The sequence below is a fragment of the Rhodopseudomonas pentothenatexigens genome, assembly GCF_900218015.1.
Taxonomy (GTDB): Bacteria; Pseudomonadota; Alphaproteobacteria; order Rhizobiales; family Xanthobacteraceae; genus Rhodopseudomonas; species Rhodopseudomonas pentothenatexigens.
The window spans coordinates 121369-142023 of sequence record NZ_UFQQ01000014.1; the positions used below are offsets into that span (position 1 = coordinate 121369).

The 20655-nt window shown below is 67.2% G+C and carries 15 protein-coding genes; 11 read left to right on the plus strand and 4 right to left on the minus strand.

Translation table 11 applies throughout. The features are described from left to right. Positions 1-59 precede the first annotated feature (59 nt). The 4 genes from hpaD to hpaH all read right to left on the minus strand — a co-directional run bounded on the left by hpaD (position 60) and on the right by hpaH (position 4046). Entirely contained in the window at positions 60-1037 is a 978-nt protein-coding gene (gene hpaD / locus DWA33_RS15000; RefSeq protein WP_114358871.1) for a 3,4-dihydroxyphenylacetate 2,3-dioxygenase, read from the minus strand. Between the two features lie 249 nt (positions 1038-1286). Further along, positions 1287-2828 carry a 5-carboxymethyl-2-hydroxymuconate semialdehyde dehydrogenase gene (gene hpaE, locus DWA33_RS15005; protein WP_114358872.1) on the minus strand — a complete coding sequence of 514 codons (1542 nt, stop codon included), beginning with the start codon at positions 2826-2828 and terminating at the stop codon, positions 1287-1289. Continuing rightward, on the minus strand, positions 2821-3219 hold the full coding sequence (locus DWA33_RS15010) for a 5-carboxymethyl-2-hydroxymuconate Delta-isomerase (protein WP_114358873.1): 399 nt from the start codon (positions 3217-3219) through the stop codon (positions 2821-2823). Before DWA33_RS15010 ends, hpaE begins: the two co-directional genes overlap by 8 nt. A gap of 20 nt (positions 3220-3239) precedes the next feature. Further along, a complete protein-coding gene (gene hpaH, locus DWA33_RS15015; protein WP_114358874.1) occupies positions 3240-4046 on the minus strand; it encodes a 2-oxo-hept-4-ene-1,7-dioate hydratase in 807 nt (268 codons plus the stop codon). A 183-nt stretch (positions 4047-4229) separates the two neighbouring features. On the opposite strand from hpaH, the gene hpaR reads away from it, so the two are divergent. The 11 genes from hpaR to eutC all read left to right on the plus strand — a co-directional run bounded on the left by hpaR (position 4230) and on the right by eutC (position 20475). Further along, the gene (gene hpaR / locus DWA33_RS15020; RefSeq protein ID WP_430707896.1) at positions 4230-4829 is read left to right on the plus strand and encodes a homoprotocatechuate degradation operon regulator HpaR; all 600 of its coding nucleotides are present in this window, start codon (positions 4230-4232) and stop codon (positions 4827-4829) included. A gap of 40 nt (positions 4830-4869) precedes the next feature. Then, the gene (locus DWA33_RS15025; RefSeq protein ID WP_114358876.1) at positions 4870-5955 is read left to right on the plus strand and encodes a malate/lactate/ureidoglycolate dehydrogenase; all 1086 of its coding nucleotides are present in this window, start codon (positions 4870-4872) and stop codon (positions 5953-5955) included. A 277-nt stretch (positions 5956-6232) separates the two neighbouring features. After that, entirely contained in the window at positions 6233-7009 is a 777-nt protein-coding gene (locus DWA33_RS15030; protein ID WP_114358877.1) for an HpcH/HpaI aldolase family protein, read from the plus strand. A 283-nt stretch (positions 7010-7292) separates the two neighbouring features. Beyond that, complete coding sequence (locus DWA33_RS15035; protein WP_114358909.1) at positions 7293-10631, plus strand: transglutaminase family protein; 3339 nt, start codon at positions 7293-7295, stop codon at positions 10629-10631. Positions 10632-10656: 25 nt separating this feature from the next. Then, positions 10657-13158 carry a circularly permuted type 2 ATP-grasp protein gene (locus tag DWA33_RS15040; RefSeq protein ID WP_114358878.1) on the plus strand — a complete coding sequence of 834 codons (2502 nt, stop codon included), beginning with the start codon at positions 10657-10659 and terminating at the stop codon, positions 13156-13158. Further along, positions 13155-14033 (plus strand): transglutaminase family protein, encoded by an 879-nt coding sequence (locus DWA33_RS15045; RefSeq protein ID WP_114358879.1) that lies wholly within the window; start codon positions 13155-13157, stop codon positions 14031-14033. Before DWA33_RS15040 ends, DWA33_RS15045 begins: the two co-directional genes overlap by 4 nt. 198 nt (positions 14034-14231) lie before the next feature. After that, the gene (locus DWA33_RS15050) at positions 14232-14687 is read left to right on the plus strand and encodes a cache domain-containing protein (RefSeq protein ID WP_114358880.1); all 456 of its coding nucleotides are present in this window, start codon (positions 14232-14234) and stop codon (positions 14685-14687) included. Between the two features lie 52 nt (positions 14688-14739). Then, positions 14740-16443, plus strand: a complete 1704-nt coding sequence (locus tag DWA33_RS15055; protein ID WP_114358881.1) for a methyl-accepting chemotaxis protein — start codon at positions 14740-14742, stop codon at positions 16441-16443. 61 nt (positions 16444-16504) lie between these two features. Further along, positions 16505-17887: an ethanolamine ammonia-lyase subunit EutB gene (locus tag DWA33_RS15060; protein WP_114358882.1), complete on the plus strand. Its 1383-nt coding sequence runs from the start codon at positions 16505-16507 to the stop codon at positions 17885-17887. A gap of 226 nt (positions 17888-18113) precedes the next feature. Beyond that, entirely contained in the window at positions 18114-19700 is a 1587-nt protein-coding gene (gene hpnP / locus DWA33_RS15065) for a hopanoid C-2 methylase (protein WP_114358883.1), read from the plus strand. A gap of 7 nt (positions 19701-19707) precedes the next feature. Continuing rightward, entirely contained in the window at positions 19708-20475 is a 768-nt protein-coding gene (gene eutC / locus DWA33_RS15070; RefSeq protein ID WP_114358884.1) for an ethanolamine ammonia-lyase subunit EutC, read from the plus strand. Positions 20476-20655 lie beyond the last annotated feature (180 nt).

The window sequence follows — 20655 nt, forward strand, 5'->3', positions numbered from 1 at the left end:
ACACCACTGCTTTGGGATACTGGATCGCCCGGACGAGCCGGGCGATGACGGTGGAAGGTTCAATCCGCAATCACCACATCGGCGACGAAGGCCGGTTCGCGGACCTCCTGGCCGAGGAACGGCGAGCCCTGTTCGAACCAGGACCGCGGGGCGGGGGCGCCCCACAGGGTCTGGCGGCGCGGGTCGCGCAACGACCAGCGCAGCGGCTCGTGGTCGTGGTCCATGGTCTGGTAGTCGCTGCAATACAGCTCGATGCGGTGGCCGTCCGGGTCGCGGACATAGAGGAAGAAAGCGTTGGAGATGCCGTGGCGGCCGGGGCCGCGTTCGAGAGCCAGCCCGCTCGACGCCATCACGTCGCAGAGATGGATGATATTGAGCGGGCCGGGCACCCAATAGGCGAAATGGTGCAGCCGCGGGCCGCGGCCGTTGGTCAGCGCGAAATCGTGGACGTTGCCCTTGCGGTGCATCCACGCTGCGGCGATCCGGCCGCCGTCGCCGTCTTCCTCGGCGTATTCGGTGAGGCGGAAGCCGAGCCGCGCATAGAACTCGACCGTATCCTGGGTCTCGGCCGCGAAGACGTTGAAATGGTCGAACCGCTGCGGATGGCAGCCCTTGTAGCGCTCGTAGCGGCGGAGCAGATGCGGCCGCTTCTCCATCGTCGCATAGAGTTCGAGGCGATAGCCGAACGGATCGGTGACGTGCAGGGTGCGGCCCTGATAGGGGCGGTCGACGAAGCTGTAGATCAGCCCGTTCTCGGCGAAGAAGCTGCCGGCCTTGTCGAGATCGTCCTCGGTGCCGACCTTGAATCCGAGCCGCGCCGCGGCGGGCGCGTCGGCTTTCCGCAGCACCAGCGAATGATGCTGATGCTCCTCGCAGCCGCGTAAGTAAGCGGTGGCGTCGTCGCGGTCCTCGACATGCAGGCCGATGATCTGGTCGTAGAACGCGACGCTCTTGTCCAGATCGACGACGTCGAGCACCACATGGCTGGCGCGGACGATATTGAACGGCGGATCGAACACGTGTTGCGGCACCGGCATCGGCGAGGTCCCCAGGAAGCTAAGTTGTTAGTTCACAGCATCAAAGTTCGTCATTCCGGGGCGCCGCGAAGCGGCGAACCCGGAATCCATAACCCCTGTGTCGGCGACTGTGCACGGCCGCGCCGGCAGGGAGTATGGATTCCGGGCTCGCGCTTCGCGCGCCCCGGAATGACAAAAGCGGGCGCGGCGAGATTCCGGGTTCGCTCACTTGCGCGAACGCCCCGGAATGACTCGGGGAGAGGGCGTCTATCACATCACCCCCAGCTTCTGAATCTTGTGCGTGCCGCGGGCCAGCGAGACGTGCTTGGTTTCCATGTAGAACTCGAACGAGTAGTCGCCGCCGTCGCGGCCGATGCCGGACTGCTTCATGCCGCCGAACGGCGTCGGCAGATGGCGGACGTTTTCCGAGTTCAGCCAGATCATGCCGGCTTCGAGCGCATCGGCGACGCGCAAGGCGCGGCCCATGTCGCCGGTCCAGACATAGCCGGTGAGGCCATAGCGGACATCGTTGGCGATGCGAACCGCCTCGGCCTCGTCCTTGAACGGGATCACCGTGAGGAACGGGCCGAACACCTCGTCCTGCGCCACCTGCATGTCGCTACGGGCATTCGTCACCAGCGTCGGCTGCACATAGTGGCCGCCGCCGGGGCCGTCGTAAGGCGCGCCGCCGACCGCGATGGTGGCGCCGTCCTTCCGGGCGACGTCGACATATGAGCAGACCTTGTCGAGATGGCGCTGATGGATCAGCGGGCCGACTTCGGTGGCCGGATCGAGCGGGTGGCCGACTCTCAGCGCACGCACGCGCGCCGCGAGCTTTTCGATGAACTGATCGGCGATCGAAGCTTGCACCAGCAGCCGGCTCGACGAGGTGCAGCGCTCGCCGTTGAGCGAGTAGATCATGAACACCACGGCGTCGAGCGCGCGATCGAGATCGGCATCATCGAACACGATCACCGGGTTCTTGCCGCCGAGCTCGAAATGCACCCGCTTCAGCGTCGGCGCGCCCTGCGCCATGATGGCGGCGCCGGTCGCGGTCTCGCCGACGAAGGCGATCGCCTTGATCGCCGGATGTTCGGTCAGCGCCTTGCCGGCTTCTTCGCCGAAGCCGTGCACGCAGTTGAGCACGCCGTCGGGCAGGCCGGCGTCCTTGCAGATCCGCGCCAGCAGGTCGGCCGTCACCGGCGACCACTCGGCCGGCTTGTGCACCACGGTGCAGCCGGCCGCGAGCGCGGGGGCGATCTTCCAGGTCGACAGCATGAACGGCGTATTCCACGGCGTGATCACCCCGACCGGTCCGATCGGCACCCGGGTCGAGACGTTCCAATGCTCGTCGCTCGGCGTGTTCAGCCCGTCGCGCGCCTCGGCGCATTTGTCGGCGAAGAACCGGAAGTTCTCGGCGGCGCGGATCGCGGCCTTGGCCATGAAGCGATGCGCCTGGCCGGTGTCGATGCATTCCAGTACCGCGATGTCGTCGGCACGCGCTTCGATCGCATCGGCGATCCTGTGCAGCAGTTTGCGCCGCCTGGCGGGCGCCATGTCGCGCCACGCCGGAAACGCCGCCTTGGCGGCCTTGGCGGCGCGGTCGATGTCCGCCGCCGTGCCGCGCGCCACCTGCGCCAGCACTGCATTGTCGATCGGCGAGGCCGTCTCGAACACCTCGCCGGATGAGGCTGCAACGATTTCGCCGCCGATCAGATGGCCGATGCCATCGGCCTTGAGTTGCTTCAGCAGCGGTGCGGCGCGGTCGAGATTGGCCTGGAATCCGGAAGGGGGCGTAGCGGCATCAGCCATGGCGGGCCTCGGCGATCAAGAGGTCGTGGATCGAATTGCGCTTCCAGCTCGTCTCCTTGTCGTTGACCATCATGTCGAACGACAGTGCGAAGCCCTCGTCGCCGAACAGCGGATCAAGATGGTGAGAGAGCTGGGCGAAGATGTGGTCGCCGGCGCGTTTGCGGGCGGCGAGGTCGCGGCCTTCGCCGAGCCGCAGCAGCATCGCCAGAAAACTGAAGCCCGGCCGGCCGTCGGCAATCGCGAAATGCTCGCAGCGGATCGCGCGGACGCGGATGCCGCCCACCGGAAAGATCCCGGTCTCGATCGCTGCGACGCGGACCAGCTCGACGATCTCGGCGATGTCGATCCGGTCGTCGAGATTGGCGGAATATTCGATGGTGAAATGCGGCATGTGTCCCTCGCTTCGGCGCCTCACCCGAAGTAACAACTCACGGTGCCGTAGGGGCCGTAGTCGGCCTGGATCGTATCACCCTTCGTGGTTTCGATCGCGCGGATGAACGAGCCGGCCAGCACGATCTGGCCGGGCTCCAGCGCCAGCCCCTGCGGCGCGATCTTGTTGGCCAGCCACGCGACCGCGGTCGCCGGATGGTTGAGCACGCCGGCGGCGAGCCCGGTCTCTTCGAGCTGGCCGTTCTTATAGGTCAGCGCGCCGATCCAGCGCAGGTCGGTGTCGAGCGGGCGGATCGGCCGGCCGCCCAGCACGATGCCGGCATTCGCGGCGTTGTCGGCGATGGTGTCGAAGATCTTGCGCGTCGCCTTGGTCTCGGGATCGACGCGCTGCACGCGAGTGTCGAGGATCTCCAGCGCCGGCACGACAAAATCGGTAGCATTCAGCACGTCGAAGATCGTGCAATGCGGCCCGGCGAGGCGATGCCTGATGACGAAGGCGAGCTCGGCTTCGACCCGCGTCGCGATGAAGCGATCGGTCGGCACGATACCGCCGTCGTCGAAATACATGTCGTCGAGCAGGATACCGCTGTCCGGTTCAGCGATGCCGAGCTGGCTCTGCATCGCCTTCGAGGTCAGCCCGATCTTGTGGCCGCGCACGCGGCGGCCCGCGGCGAGCTTGATCTCGATCCAGGCGCCCTGGATCGCATAGGCATCGGGAATCGTGATCGCCGGATGATCGAGTGACAGCTGGCGGATCTGGACCTTGGTTCGTTCGGCGCGATCGAGCCGTTCGGCCGCCGCGCGGATGTCGTCGTTCGAAAGCGCCATCGTCGCTCCAGCGAAAACCGTTTCATCCCGCGCGGTCCGTTCAACAAAACCGTCGCGCGGCAGATGATTAACATGTTAAATGATCGCGCTCAAACCGAAACCGCTCCCGTTGCGATGCAAAAATCTCCGCCACCGTCATTGCGCGCGAAGCGAAGCGATCCTGCCGTGCGATCCAAAGCTGGATTGCGTCGGCGCGATGCGCCCCGCAATGACGGGGAGGAATCGGGCCGAAGCAAAGCGCCGATGCGCGAGTTCTCGCGCTCGCTGCCGATGCTGCTGCTGCGCGGCCGCGAGGCGGTGATGCGGCACTTTCGTCCGCTGCTGCGCGCGCATGGGCTGAGCGAGCAGCAATGGCGGATTTTGCGCGTGCTCGCCGCGGCCGAGGCGATCGAAGTGACGGAACTTGCGGAGCGCGCCTTTCTGCTCGGCCCGAGCCTGTCGCGGATGCTGCGGGATCTGGAAGCGCGCAAGCTGCTGGTGCGCAAGCTGGTGAAGGACGATCAGCGCCGCAGCACGGTGTCGATCACTGCCAAGGGGCTGAAGCTGATCGAGACCGTCGCGCCGTTCTCGGAAGCGATCTACGCCGAGATCACGCGGCGGACCGGTGGCGATCGGCTCGCCGAGCTGCAGGACCTGCTGCGCGCACTGGAGGCGGGCCTGATGGCGATGCCGGTGCGCCATGCCGCAGGCGCGGTGGACAGCGATCCGGAATTTCGCTCAACTCGCGCCCCTAAAGTTCGACCGCAGGCGAAGGCCGCGGCGCCGGGAGGGGACGACGAATGACGCAGCAGCAGATGACCGCTGGCCGGCGGAGCGCGCCGGCATGGTAACCGTGCAGGTCGATCGTCTGATCGATTTCGTCGCCCAGGTGTTCGAGCGCGCGGGATCGTCCAAGGAAGAGGCGCTGCGGATCGGCTCTTATCTCACCACCGCCAATCTCACCGGCCATGACAGCCACGGCGTCATCCGCGTGCCGGTCTACATCCGCTGGCGCAATGCCGGCGCGGTGCATCCGGACCAGACCGTCGACGTGGCAGTCGATCTGCCGTCGCTCGCGGTGGTCGACGGCAAGTTCGGCTACGGCCAGACCGTCGGGCCGCAGGCGGTGCGGATTGGTATCAATAAATGCAAGGCGCAGGGGCTGTCCGCGGTCGCGCTGAAGAACGCCGGCCACATCGGCCGGATCGGCGACTGGGCCGAGATGGCCGCCGCCGAAGGGCTGGTGTCGATCCATTTCGTGACGGCGGCGGGCTCTGTCCTGGTGGCGCCGTTCGGCGGCGTCGAACGCAGGCTGTCGACCGCGCCGTATTGCGTCGGCATTCCGCGGACGGGTGCGCCGCCGGTGGTGCTCGATCTCGCCACTTCGATCGTCGCCGAAGGCAAGGTGCTGGTCGCCGCCCGCGGCGGCAAGAAGCTACCGCAAGGCGCGCTGATCAATGCCGACGGCAGCTTGAGCGAAGATCCGGCGACGCTGTACGGCCCGCACGAGAAAGACGGCCCGATCAATCACGCCAACGGCCAGGGCGCGATCCGCGCCTTCGGCGAGCACAAGGGCTCGGGGCTCGCGCTGATCTGCGAACTGCTCGGCGGCGCGCTCACCGGCAACGGCGCCACCGGCCCGGACCGGCCGTTCGCCAACGGCATGTTCTCGATCTATGTCGATCCCAAACGGATCGATCCGGCGCACGTCTTCGATGCCGAAGTCACGCGCTATGTCGATTACTTCAAGAGCGCCAAGCCGATCGCCGGCGTCGATCAGGTTCTGATCCCCGGTGATCCCGAAACACGCATGCGCGCCGAGCGCACCAAGAACGGCGTCCCGCTCCCCGACGACACCTGGGCGGCGATCGTGGCAACGGCGCGCGAAGTCGGCGTCGACGAAGCCGCGATCCAGGCGGCGACGGCGTGATGGATTGCGACCGGCACGACCTCATCCTGAGGAGACGCGCGCAGCGCGGCGTCTCGAAGGATGGGCCGCGCGGCGCACGCTATCCACGCAGCCCATGGTTCGAGACGGCGCTACGCGCCTCCTCCCCATGAGGGATTCTGCTTGGCTAGGTCACATGGCGTCATGCGCGGGCTTGACCCGCGCATCCATCCTCTTTCGCAGGATGGATCGCCGGGTCGAGCCCGGCGATGACAGCAACGACTAACAACATCGTCCATCACAACGCTCGAGGAGCAACATGGCGAACAAGGTGAAGCAACTCTGGGCCGACGGCAAAGTCGTGGTCAACGGCTGGCTGGCGATTCCGTCGGGATTCTCGGCGGAGGTGATGGCGCAGTGCGGGTTCGACAGCGTCACGGTCGATCTCCAGCACGGCGTGCAGGACTATCAATCGATGGTCACCTGCTTCCAGGCGATGCAGGCGCATCCGGTGACGCCGATGGTGCGGGTGCCGTGGAACGAGCCGGGCATCATCGGCAAGGTGCTGGACGGCGGCGCCTACGGGGTGATCTGCCCGATGGTGAACACCAAGGAAGAAGCGGAGAACTTCGTCCAGTATTGCAAGTACCCGCCGCGCGGCACCCGCAGCAACGGCCCGATCCGTGCCGGACTGTACGGCTCGTCCGGCAATTATCAGGCGACCGCGAACGACGAGACGCTGTGCATCCCGATGATCGAGACCCGCACCGCGGTCGAGAACATGGAAGCGATCCTCGACGTCGAGGGCATCGCCGGCGTCTATATCGGGCCGAGCGATCTCGGCTTTTCCTACGGCCTGGTGCCGAAGCTCGACCGCGACGAGCCGGAGATCCTGAAAATCTACGACAAGCTGATCAAGGAATGCGACAAGCGCGGCATCTATCCGGGCATCCACTGCTCCGGCCCCGAAGGCGCCGCCCGCAACATCGCCCTCGGCTTCAAGCTGGTGACGCTGCTCAACGACAGCGGCATCATGGCGATCGGCGCCCGGAGCTGGGTCGCCGAGACGCGGAAGAACTCGGGCGGCAAAGCGTAAGGGCCGGCGTCCATCTCCATTCTCCACCGACGTCGTCCCCCAGAGCCACCGCCTTCAATCCCCACTCGCCGTCATCCTCCGCGGAAGCGGAGGATCCAGTATTCCAGAGCATTGGTGTTCGGTTGCAAACGCTCTGGGATACTGGGTCGCCCGCTTTCGCGGGCGATGACGGCAGTGTGTGAGGGGCCAGACGCCTTCCGCTTGTGCACCCCTTGCCCTTTGTTAGCGCTTGATCGCCCCGAGTTCCGGTGTTCTGCTCAAATTCAATGCCGGAGCTGCCCTCGTGTCGATCTACGTCGCCCTTCATCACGTCACGCATTACAAATACGACCGCCCGGTCGACATCGGCCCCCAGACCATCCGGCTGCGTCCGGCGCCGCATACGCGGACGCCGATTCTGTCGTATTCGCTGAAGGTCACGCCGGCGAACCACTTCATCAATTGGCAGCAGGACCCGCAGGGCAATTGGCTGGCGCGGTTCGTGTTTCCGGAGAAGGCGGACGAGCTTCGAATCGAGGTCGATTTCACCGCGGCGATGACGGTGATCAACCCGTTCGACTTCTTCGTCGAAAGCTATGCCGAGAGCTTTCCGTTCTCATATACCGCCGACCTGCAGCACGAGCTGGCGCCATATCTGGCGACGATCGAGCCGGGGCCGCTGTTCAAGGCGTATCTCGATTCGATCCCGCGCGAAGCCGAAAGCACGGTCAACTTCCTGGTCGACCTCAACGCCAAACTGCGCGAGCGTGTCAACTACATCATCCGGATGGAGCCGGGGGTGCAGACGCCGGAGGAGACGCTTGCCAAAAGCGCCGGCTCGTGTCGCGACTCGGCGTGGCTGCTGATCCAGACGCTGCGGCATCTCGGCCTCGCCGCGCGGTTCGTGTCCGGTTATTTGATCCAGCTTCGCCCCGACATCGAGTCGCTCGACGGCCCGAAGGGCGCCGCGCACGATTTCACCGATCTGCACGCCTGGGCCGAAGTGTATCTGCCCGGTGCCGGCTGGGTCGGCTTCGACGTTACTTCGGGGCTGCTCGCCGGCGAGGGCCATATCCCGGTGGCCGCGACGCCGCATTATCGCACGGCGGCGCCGATCTCCGGCGTCGTCGGCTTCGCCAATGTCGATTTCAAATTCGACATGCGGGTCGAGCGCATCCGCGAAGCGCCGCGCATCACCAAGCCGTTCTCCGATGAATCCTGGGCGCGGCTCGATGCGCTCGGCGAAAAGGTCGATGCCGATCTGGTCGCGCACGACGTGCGGCTGACGATGGGCGGCGAGCCGACCTTCGTGTCGATCGACGACATGGAATCGCCGGAGTGGAATACGGCCGCGGTCGGCGGCGTCAAGCGGATGCTGGCCGACGATCTGATCCGGCGGCTGCGCAGCCGGTTCGCACCCGGCGGCCTGCTGCATTTCGGCCAGGGCAAATGGTATCCGGGCGAAAGCCTGCCGCGCTGGGCGTTCGGGCTGTATTGGCGCAAGGACGGCGTGCCGATCTGGAACAATGCCGAGCTGATCGCGCCGGTGGTCGGGCAGCGGCCAGCCAGGGTCGAAGAGGCCGAGCAGTTCGCGCTTCACACGGCGAAAAGGCTGGGCATCGACACCGACTACGTGCTGCCGGCCTATGAGGATCCGAACCACTGGCTGCAGAAGGAAGCGACGCTGCCGCCGAATGTCGATCCGCACGACAACAAGCTCGCCGATCCGGAAGAGCGTGCTCGCATGGCGCGGGTGTTCGACACCGGGCTGAATACGCCGCGCGGCTTCGTGCTGCCGATCCAGGCCTGGAATGCGGACGCCGCGCCGGCGCACAAGAAGCGCTGGCGCAGCGAGCGCTGGAAGCTGCGGCGCGGCAATCTGTTCCTGTTGCCGGGCGACTCGCCGCTCGGCTTCCGGCTGCCAATCTCGTCGTTGCCGCACATCCCGGAAGACGACTATCCGTACATCGTGCCGCGCGATCCGCTCGAGCCGCGCGGCGCACTGCCGCTGTTTGCGCCGCCGCCGGCCAGCGATGCCGAGTCCGAGCGCGAGCAGATGGCGGTGTTCGAACAGTCCGCCGAGGCGACGACAAGTCAGCCGGTCGAGGAACAGAAGCTGCGCAAAGGGGGCGTGCGCACCGCGATGTCGATCGAGCTGCGCGAGGGCGTGCTGTGCGCCTTCATGCCGCCGACCGAGAGAATCGAGGACTATCTCGAACTGATCGCCGCGGTCGAAGCCACCGCCGAACAGATGCAGATCCGCGTGCATATCGAAGGCTATCCGCCGCCTTACGATCCACGCATCGACGTCATCAAGGTGACGCCCGACCCCGGCGTGATCGAGGTCAACATCCAGCCGGCGCAGAACTGGCGCGAGGCGGTGCGTACCACGTTCGGCCTGTACGAGGACGCCGCCCAGGTGCGGCTCGGCGCCAACCGCTTCCTGATCGACGGCCGCCACACCGGCACCGGCGGCGGCAATCATGTGGTGGTCGGAGGCGCCAGCCCTGCGGACTCACCGTTCTTGAGGCGGCCGGATCTGCTCAAGAGTCTGGTGCTGTTCTGGCAGCGGCATCCGTCGCTGTCCTATCTGTTCTCCGGCATGTTCATCGGCCCGACCAGCCAGGCGCCGCGGATCGACGAGGCGCGGCACGATTCGCTGTACGAATTGGAGATCGCGCTGGCCCATGTGCCGCCGCCGGGCGTCAAGGGGCCGCTGTGGCTCGCCGACCGGCTGTTTCGCAACATTCTGGTCGACATCACCGGCAACACCCATCGCGCCGAAATATGCATCGACAAGATGTACTCGCCGGACAGTGCGACCGGCCGCCTCGGCCTGGTCGAATTCCGCGCGCTGGAGATGCCGCCCGATCCGCGGATGTCGCTGGCGCAGCAGCTTCTGATCCGCGCGCTGATCGCAATGCTGTGGCGCGAGCCGCTCTCCGGCAAATTCGTGCGCTGGGGCACTGCGCTGCACGACCGCTTCATGCTGCCGCATTATCTGTGGGAGGATTTCCGCGACGTGCTCGGCGAGTTGGCGCGCGCCGGCTACGCATTCGAGCCGGAGTGGTTCACCGCGCAGCTCGAGTTTCGCTTTCCGGTGTTCGGCAGCGTGTATCACGGCGGCGTCACGCTGGAGGTGCGGCAGGCGCTGGAGCCGTGGCACGTGCTCGGCGAAGAGGGCACCGCGGGCGGCACCGTGCGCTATGTCGACAGTTCGGTGGAGCGGCTGCAGGTCAAGGCCGAAGGCTTCGTCGAAGGCCGCCACGTCGTCACCTGCAACGGCCGCCGGCTGCCGATGACGCCGACCGCGCGTGCCGGCGAGGCGGTGGCGGCGGTGCGGTTCAAGGCCTGGCAGCCGGCCGCCGGGCTGCATCCGACGATTCCGGTGCATGCGCCGCTGGTGTTCGACATCGTCGACACCTGGAACGGCCGCTCGCTCGGCGGCTGCGTCTATCACGTCGCGCATCCGGGCGGACGCGCCTACGAGACCAAGCCGGTGAACTCGTATGAAGCCGAGGCGCGGCGGCTGGCCCGGTTCCAGGATCACGGCCACACGCCCGGGCGGATCGATCCGCCGCAGGAAGAACGCACACTTGAATTCCCCCTGACCCTCGACTTGCGCACGCCGCTGCTGCATTGAATCATTCCGCATGGGGGATGAGACGATGGCGCAGCAAGGCGGCCCGGCCCGGAAGGCACGACCGCGCGACCGCAAGGTTGCGCAGTGGACCCGCGACTACACGCGGCTGCCCGGCATCCCTGACGAATTCATCGGTGCCGACGGCCAGCCACGCGCGGTGTGGAGTCGTTATTTCGACGCGTTCGCAGCTCTGTCCGCCGACGAAATCGAGCGCCGCTTCGCCGCCGCCGATCGGCATCTGCGCGACGCCGGCGTCACCTATCGGGCGCCGGGCGATGCGGTCGATCGCGCCTGGCCGCTCAGCCATGTGCCGCTGCTGATCGGCGAGACCGAATGGCAGCAGATCGCCGCCGGCATCGCCCAGCGCGCGACGCTGCTGGAGAGCGTGCTGCAGGACATTTACGGCGACGGCCGGCTGATCGCCGACGGCGCGCTGCCGGCCGCCGCGATCGCCGGCAGCGCCGACTATCTGCGGCCGATGGTCGGGGTGAAACCACCGGGCGGCCGCTATCTGCACTTCTACGCCGCCGACATCGGCCGCGGCCCGGACGGGCAGTGGTGGGTGCTGGGCGATCGCACCCAGGCGCCGTCCGGAGCGGGCTATGCGCTGGAAAACCGGCTGGTGCTGTCGCGCGCCTTCAACGATCTCTACAAGTCGATGAATGTCGAGCGCGTCGCCTCGTTCTTCGAAGCGTTCCGCGACAGCCTGCGCGCGATCGCCGACCGCGACGAGCCGCGGATCGGGCTGCTGACCCCCGGCCGGTTCAGCGAGACCTATTTCGAGCACGCCACGCTGGCGCGCTATCTCGGCTTTCTGCTGGTCGAAGGCGACGATCTCGCGGTCGCCGACGACCGTCTGCACATCCGCACCGTCGCCGGCCTGAAGCGGATCGACGTGCTGCTGCGCCGGATCGACGCCAACTCGCTCGATCCGCTGGAGCTCGACGCCTCCTCGCAGCTCGGTGTCGCCGGGCTGGTCGACGTCGTCCGCAAGGGCGGCGTCGTGGTCGCCAACATGCCGGGCTCCGGCGTGCTCGAAGCGCGCGCGCTGCTCGGCTTCCTGCCGCCTTTGGCGCGCCGGCTGCTCGGCGAAGATCTGAAGATGCCGCACATCGCCACCTGGTGGTGCGGCCAGCCTGCGGCGCGCGCGGAAGTGCTCGACCGGCTCGACGAGTTCGTGATCGAAGGCGCCTACGGCCAGAGCGTGCCGGGGTTCTCGCATCATGGCCCGGTGCTGCCCGGCGAGCTGCCGCCGGTGGTGCGCGATCATCTGCGCGACGCCATCGCGGCGCGCGGGCTCGACTACGTCGCTCAGGAGCAGGTTCGGCTGTCGACCACGCCGGTGTGGGACGACGGCAAGCTGGCGCCGCGGCCGTTCGTGCTGCGGGTGTTCGCCGCCGCCACCGAACACGGCTGGGCGGTGATGCCGGGCGGGTTCTGCCGCATCGCCGACCGGCTCGACTCGCGCGCGGTGTCGATGGGCGAGGGCGCTCGCGCCGCCGACGTCTGGGTGGTGGCCGATCACGCGGTGGCGCCGTCCTCGCTGCTTCCGGCAGTCGACAGCGTCCGCATCCGCCGCATCACCGGGGTGCTGCCGAGCCGCGCCGCCGACAATCTGTTCTGGCTCGGCCGCTATCTCGAACGCGCCGAGGCGACGCTGCGGCTGCTGCGCGCGCTGAGCGCGCCGCAGCGCGACCCCGGCAAGGGACCGCTGCACCATGCCATCGAGAAGATCCAGCGGCTGCTGATCGCCTGGGGCGCGACCTCGCTCGGCCCGCGCGCACACACCGCCAAAATCGCTGCCGAGGCGCTGCAGAGCCCGGACCAGTTCGGCTCGGCGCTGTCACTGATCCGCGCCGCCCAGCGCAACGCCTCGTCGCTGCGCGAGCGGCTGTCGCCGGATGCGTGGCACGTCATCACCCAGATGGAAGCGCGCCTCGCGGTGCCGGTCGAGGGCGAAGAGGCGGTGGTTCAGGCCGCCGACGTCGCCCTGCAGGAGCTGGCGGGCTTCTCCGGCCTGTCGAACGAGAACATGAACCGCGCCGCCGGCTGGCGCTTCCTGCGGATCGGCCGCCGCGTCGAGCGCGCCGTCAACACCGCGCGGTTCGCCCGGCAGTTCTCCTGCGACGGCGCGACCTCCGAAGACCTCGACGTGCTGCTGACGCTGGTGGATTCCCAGATCACCTACCGGTCGCGCTATCTGCTGGCGCCACTGCTCGCTCCTGTGCGGGACCTCGCGGTGCTCGATCCCTACAATCCGCGTTCGGTAGCGTTCCAGGTCGAAGAGCTGAACGAGCACATCGCCAGCCTGCCGGCGCTGCACGAAGGTGGGCTGATCGAGCGGCCGCAGCGGCTGGCGGTAGCGGCACTGGCGAAGCTCACCGCGGCCGAGGTCGAGGCGATCGACGCATCGTGGCTGTTCGCGCTGGAGCAGGACCTGCTCGGTCTCGCCGAGGCGGTCGGCGCGCACTACTTCCCGCACGGCGCCAGCGCGATGCGGCCGGAAAAGCTGACGGGGCTGGCGTGATCTACGACATTCGCCACGTCACGACCTATTCGTATGGCAGCCAGGTCAGCTTCGCCCGCTGCTCGCTGCGGCTGAAGCCGATCGCCGATGCCGGTCAGCGGCTGCTGTCGCATGCGATCGAGATCAAGCCGCGGCCCGCGGTGCGCACCGCCCGGACCGATTACTTCGGCACGCTGACCGAGAGCATCGTGATCGAGGTGCCGCACAAGGTGCTGCGGATCGACAGCCGGTCGCGCGTCGAGGTGACGCGGAAGCCGCCGGCCCGTGAGGCGGACAGTCCGTCCTGGGAGCAGGTGCGCGACGCTGCGCTCACCAGCCGGAGTCTCGGTGCGAGCGCCCCGGTGGGTTACGTGTTTGCCAGCCCGCTGGTGCCGATCCTGTCGGCGGTAACGCGCTATGCGGCGCAGAGCTTTTCGCCCGGCCGCGGCGTGCTCGCCGGCGCCGCCGAGCTGATGCGCCGGATCCGCACCGAATTCCGCTACGATCCCAAGGCGACCGTTATTTCGACGCCGCTGGCCGAAGTATTCGAGAAGCGCCACGGCGTCTGCCAGGATTTCGCCCATGTGATGATCGCCGGCCTGCGCGGGCTCGGTCTGCCGGCCGCCTATGTCAGCGGGTACTTGCGAACCTATCCGCCCGAAGGGCAGGAGCGGCTGCAGGGCGCCGACGCCACTCACGCCTGGGTCTCGGTGTGGTGCGGGGCGGAGTTCGGCTGGGTCGGGTTCGACCCGACCAACGATCTTTTGGTCGGCACCGACCACATCGTGCTCGCGACCGGCCGGGACTTCTCGGACGTCTCGCCGGTTGATGGTGTCATCGTAGGCTCTCGCCGGCAAAAGCTCTCGGTTGCGGTGGACGTCATACCGATCGAGTAACCAATCCGGCCGGCAGTCAGCTGGCCCGAGTGTCTCCCAGCGTACCTTGGTCGCAAAAATCCGGTGCTGCGACAGGTAGTTAACGATTGCCAGCCCGGCGCTCCAAGTAACAACCCTAGGTCGGCGCTTAACACAACGTTCGCGTTTCATCGCCACCTTGGCCGCGTCTGAGGCCCTACGCATCCGAGGAGATGAACCATGAGCAAGAGCATGATCGCCACCGTCGCCGCCGCGGCGTTGGCATTTGCGGCCGTCCCTGCGGTCGCCGGCGCCAGCAAGGACGAGGCGGTCGCGATGGTCAAGAAAGCCGTCGCCGCGATCAAAGCCGATGGCGCGGAGAAGACCTATCCGGCGATCAGCGACAAGGCCGGCCCGTTCATCAAGGACGATCTCTACGTGGTCGTCTACCAGCTCGACGGCAAGGTCCTGGCGCACGGCGCCAACGCCAAGTTCATCGGCAAGGACATGATCGAGGCGCAGGACGTCGACGGCAAGCTCTACGTCAAGGAGCGGGTCGAGCTCGCCGCCAAGCAGCCCTCGTTCTGGCAGGACTACAAGTTCGTCAATCCGGTCAGCAAGAAGGTCGAGCCGAAGGAAATGTACTGCGAGCGGCTCGACAACACCGCCGTCTGCGCCGGCGTCTACAAGCTCTGACGGCGGCGCGGAAGCCGCCGACGACTATTGCCACCGGACTCGGGAGTACTCGATGGGAAGCTGGATCAAACACATCGGACTGTCGTGGAAGGTCCAGCTCGCCCCTGCATTTCTGGTCGTGGTGATGATCGCGATCGGCGCGTTCGCGCTGCAGTCGCTGCGCGCCAACCAGCAGAATGTCGACAAGCTGGTGTCCGGCCCGGTCAGGCTGTCGGAGCTGGCGGCAGACCTCAACAACACCGCCTGGACCGCGCACGCCAAGCTGTACCGGATGGCCGCGACCGCGGCCAACGAGACCGACGCGGCCAAGCTGACGGCCGTCATCAAGGAAGCGGCTGCCGGGATCGGGCAGATCCCGACTCCGCTGGCCGAGGTCGAGAAGGCGCTCGGCGCGGATGCCGCCAAGCCGGCGTTTCAGAAGTTGAAGGCGGCGGTCGCCGGCTATCAGAAGCAGGCCAAGAACGCGGTCGAGATGGCGGACGGCGACGCCGGCTCGGCGATGCTGTTCATCAAGAGCGCGGAGAAGAGTTTCGGCGAGATCGACAAGCTGATCGGCGATCTGATTTTGTCCAGCAACGACAGCCGCGACCGTGAGATCGCGCAGACCGGTATCGCGCTTGATCGCGAACAATGGCTGCTCGGATCCATCCTGGCGGTGGCGTCGTTGGTCGGCATCGCATTTTCGTTCCTGATCGGCCGCAGCATCGCCCGCCCGGTGGTGGCGATGACGGGAGCGATGCGCGAACTGGCGTCCGGCAATTTCGGCGTGCAGTTGCCCGGCCTGGAACGCGGCGACGAGGTCGGCCAGATGGCCCGCGCGGTCGAGGAGTTCAAGGTCCAGGCGGTCGCCAAGGCCGAGCGCGAGCAGGCCGAACGGCAACGCCAGGAACAGATCGCCGCGGAAGCCCGGCGGGCCGAGCTGCATCAGCTCGCCGACAGTTTCGAAGCGGCGGTCGGCCAGATCGTCGAACAGGTCGGGATCGCCTCGCAGGCGCTGGAAGCATCCGCGGGCGCGCTCGCCAAAGGCAGCGCCGAGACCCAGCAGCTTGCCACCACGGTGGCCGCAGCGTCGTCGCAGACCTCGAACAACGTGCAGTCGGTGGCGTCCGCCACCGAAGAAATGACCGCCTCGGTCGAGGAGATCAGCCGTCAGGTCAGCGAGTCGCGCAAGATCGCCGACGAGGCGGTGCAGCAGGCCGAACAGACCGACGCGCGGATCGCCAAGCTGGCGCAGGCCGCCAACCGGATCGGCGACGTCACTCAGCTGATCACCACGATTGCCGGCCAGACCAATCTCTTGGCACTCAATGCCACCATCGAGTCCGCCCGGGCCGGCGAGGCCGGCCGCGGTTTTGCCGTGGTGGCGCAGGAGGTCAAGGCGCTGGCGGAGCAGACCGCCAAGGCCACCGACGAAATCAGCGCGCAGATCGCCGAGATGCAGGCGGCCACCAAGGAGTCGGTCGTCGCCATCAAGGAGATCGGCGGCACCATCGGCAAGATCGCGCACATCGCCTCGACCATCGCGGCGTCGGTCGACGAGCAGGGCTCTGCGACCCAGGAGATCGCCCGCAGCGTGCAGCAGGCGGCGATCGGCACCAACCAGGTCGCGGCCAGCATCGGCAACGTCAATCGCGGCGCGGCCGACACCGGGGCGGCGTCGGACGAGGTGCTGACCTCGGCGCAGATGCTGTCGGGGGAAAACAACCGGTTGCGTGCCGAGGTGGCTAAATTTCTCGCAACCGTTCGGGTCGCCTGACGCGCGTGCCTTTGCTACCCTCCGGCCTGCGCTGCGACCGCAGCGCTCCGCCGGGGACGCCATGATCTACCGCCACAGCATCGGCAACGTCTCGTTCGTGTTCGAGGATCTGCGCGACCTGCTCGCCAAGGCGAGCCCGCCGCGCTCCGGCGACCGGCTCGCCGGGATCGCCGCCGACAGCGCCGAGCAGATGGTGGCGGCCCGGATGGCGCTGGCGAACCTGCCGCTGCGGCAATTCCTGTCCGAAATGGTGATCCCCTACGAGGCCGACGAGGTGACGCGGCTGATCGCCGATCGCCACGACGCCGCGGCGTTTGCACCCGTGGCCGCGCTCACCGTCGGCGGCTTCCGCGATTGGCTGCTGTCGGATGCCGCGACGCCTTCGGCGCTGGCCGCGCTGGCGCCGGGCCTGACGCCCGAAATGGTCGCCGCCGTCTCCAAGCTGATGCGCAACCAGGACCTGATCCTGGTGGCGAAGAAATGCCGCGTCGTCACCCGCTTCCGCAACACCATCGGACTGCCGGGTCGGATCAGCGTGCGGCTGCAGCCGAACCACCCGTTCGACGATGCCCGCGGCATCACCGCATCGATCCTCGACGGCCTGCTGCTCGGCGCCGGCGACGCCTGCATCGGCATCAATCCGGCGAGCGACGATCCGGCCGTGCTCGGGCAGCTGGTGCGGCTGCTCGACGATATCATCGCGCGGCTGGCGATTCCGACCCAGGGCTGCGTGCTCACGCACGTCACCACCACGCTGCGCCTGATCGAACAGGGCGCTCCGGTCGATCTGACGTTCCAATCGATCGCCGGCACCGAGGCCGCCAACCGCAGCTTCGGCGTCGATCTGGCGCTGCTCGCGGAGGCGCATCAGGCGACGCTGGCGCAGAAGCGCGGCACCCTCGGCGATAACGTGATGTATTTCGAGACCGGGCAGGGCTCGGCGCTGTCGGCGAATGCGCATCACGGCGTCGATCAGCAGACCTGCGAGGCGCGCGCCTATGCGGTCGCTCGTGCGTTCTCGCCTCTGCTGGTCAACAGCGTGGTCGGATTCATCGGCCCGGAATATCTCTACGACGGCAAGCAGATCGTCCGTGCCGGGCTCGAGGATCACTTCTGCGGCAAGCTGCTCGGCCTGCCGCTCGGGGTCGACATCTGCTACACTAACCACGCCGAAGCCGATCAGGACGACATGGACACGCTGCTGACGCTGCTCGCCGCGGCCGGCGTTAATTTCATCATGGGCGTGCCCGGCGCCGACGACGTCATGCTCAACTACCAGTCGACATCGTTCCACGACGCCCTGTATGTCCGCGACCTGTTCGGCCTGAAACGCGCGCCGGAATTCGACGACTGGCTGGTCCGTGCCGGTTTTGCCGGCCCCGATCATCGCCCGCTGACGGACGGTGCCCTGCTGCCGGAAATCGCCGCGCGGTTGATCGCCTGACGGGGCCGCTCGGCCGACGCCCGACAAGAAACGCTGGCCGCTCCGCTGCGACCGTGGTTAGATCATGCATCACGGACGCGGTCGGGCGGACTTTTTCGCCGCCATAGGGAACCGGTCGCGGGCCGCGCAGTTGTATTGGACTTGCCGTTTTTGGGGCCGGCGGTCGAACCGTGCCGACGATCGCCGCAACCAACACGGAGATCGTGTCGTTCGCGGGGAAAGTTCGATGAAAGCCGAATCCGGCCAGACCAGTCGTCGCATTCTTTGTGTTTTCCCGCGCTACACCAAGTCCTTCGGCACGTTTCAGCATTCCTATCCACTGATGGACGACGTCGCGGCCTTCATGCCGCCGCAGGGGCTGCTGGTGATCGCCGCCTATCTGCCGGACGAATGGTCGGTCCGCTTCGTCGACGAGAACATCCGCCCCGCCACCGAAGACGATTTCACCTGGGCCGATGCGGTGTTCGTCAGCGGCATGCACATCCAGCGCCAGCAGATGAACGACATCTGCCGACGCGCCCATGATTTCGATCTGCCGGTGGCGCTGGGCGGTCCCTCGGTCAGCGCCTGTCCCGATTACTACCCGAATTTCGACTACCTGCATGTCGGCGAGCTCGGCGACGCCACCGATCAATTGATCGCCAGGCTGGCGCACGACGTGGCGCGGCCGAAGCGCCAGATCGTGTTCACCACCGAAGACCGCCTCGACATGGCGCTGTTTCCGATTCCGGCCTACGAGCTGGCGGAATGCAGCAAATATCTGCTCGGCAGCATCCAGTACTCGTCGGGTTGCCCGTATCAGTGTGAGTTCTGCGACATTCCGGGCCTTTACGGCCGCAATCCGCGGCTGAAGACGCCGGAGCAGATCATCACCGAGCTCGACCGCATGGTGGAGTGCGGCATCCGCGGCTCGGTGTATTTCGTCGACGACAATTTCATCGGCAACCGCAAGGCGGCGCTCGATCTGCTGCCGCATCTGGTCGAATGGCAGAAGCGCACCGGGTTCGCGCTGCAGCTCGCCTGCGAGGCGACGCTGAACATCGCCAAGCGGCCGGAGATCCTCGAACTGATGCGCGAGGCGTATTTCTGTACGATCTTCGTCGGCATCGAGACGCCGGACCCGACCGCGCTGAAGGCGATGCACAAGGACCACAACATGATGGTCCCGATCCTGGAAGGCGTGCGCACCATCGGCAGCTACGGGATCGAGGTGGTGTCGGGCATCATCCTGGGGCTCGATACCGACACGCCGGAGACCGGCAACTTCCTGCTGAAATTCATCGACCAGTCGCAGATCCCGCTGCTGACGATCAACCTGCTGCAGGCGCTGCCGAAGACGCCGCTGTGGGACCGGCTGGAGCGCGAGGGCCGGCTGGTGCACGACGAATCCCGCGACTCCAATGTCGACTTCCTGATGCCCTACGATCAGGTGGTGGCGATGTGGAAAACCTGCATGTCACGCGCCTACCAGCCCGCGGCGCTGTTGGCGCGCTACGATTATCAGATCCGCAACGCCTATGCGCACCGGCTGAAGCTGCCGGCGACGCCGCAGCGCGCATCGAAAGCCAACATCAAGCGCGCCCTGGTGATGTTCCGGAACATCGTCTGGCAGATCGGCGTCAAGGGCGACTACAAGCCGGCATTCTGGAAATTCGCCCTGACCCGGCTGGTCCGCGGCGAGCTCGAATATTTCCTGTCGGTGATGGTGGTGGCGCATCATCTGATCATCTATGCGCGCGAAGCCTCGCGCGGCCATGCCAACGCGTCGAACTACTCGCTCCGCCTGCGCGAAGCCTCGGTCCCGGCGGAATAGGGAGCGCATGAATACTCTTGCCACGCCGCCGCGATCGCTCGCCGAGCTGCGCCGTTTCACGACGGCCCGCATCGCGCTCGGCCGCGCCGGCACCAGCCTGCCGACCGAGGCGCTGCTGGATTTCACCCTCGCTCATGCCCGGGCTCGCGACGCCGTCCATGCGAGGTTCGACGCCGACGCCATCGCGCGCGACTTGCAGGCGCTCGGCCTGCGCACGCTGCAGGTAGCGAGCCGGGCCGGCGGCCGGCGGGACTATCTGGTCCGGCCCGACCTCGGCCGCCAGCTTGATCCGGCGTCGGGCGCGATCCTGGACGGGGCAGGGAAGGCCGCCGACGTCGCGCTGGTGATCGGTGACGGCCTGTCGCCGGTCGCGGTGGCGGCGCAGGCGACCGCCGTGGTGCGGCATCTGCTGCCGCGGCTGGCGGCGGCCCGGATCGGCGTCGGCCCGGCGGTGGTCGCCTCCGGCGCCCGGGTGGCCCTCGGCGACGAGATCGGCGCGGCGCTCGGCGCTCGGATGGTGGTGGTGCTGATCGGCGAACGTCCCGGCCTGTCGGCGCCGGCCAGCCTCGGCGCCTATCTGACCTTCGGGCCGCGGCCCGGCCTCACCGACGCCGACCGCAACTGCGTGTCGAATGTGCACGCCGCCGGGATTTCGCCGGACGAGGCGGCGCACAAGATCGCCTGGCTGGTGCGCGAAGGATTCGCACGCCAGACCACCGGCGTCGCCCTCAAGGACGAGAGTGGCAGCCTGATGCCGGAGCTGCCGGCGCCTTGATCCGGGGCTCTCGGAAAACTCGCAAGCGGACCGCGAATCTGGTGGATTCCGGTTCCCAGTCTCGATGCCGAAGGGCGGTCGGTCCGAGCCTGCGCAGGTGGTGAATTGCTGCATGTCCGAGGACCTGGATGCCGGGCGATGCGACGCTGTCGCATTCGTGCCGGGAAGTCTGGCTAGGAC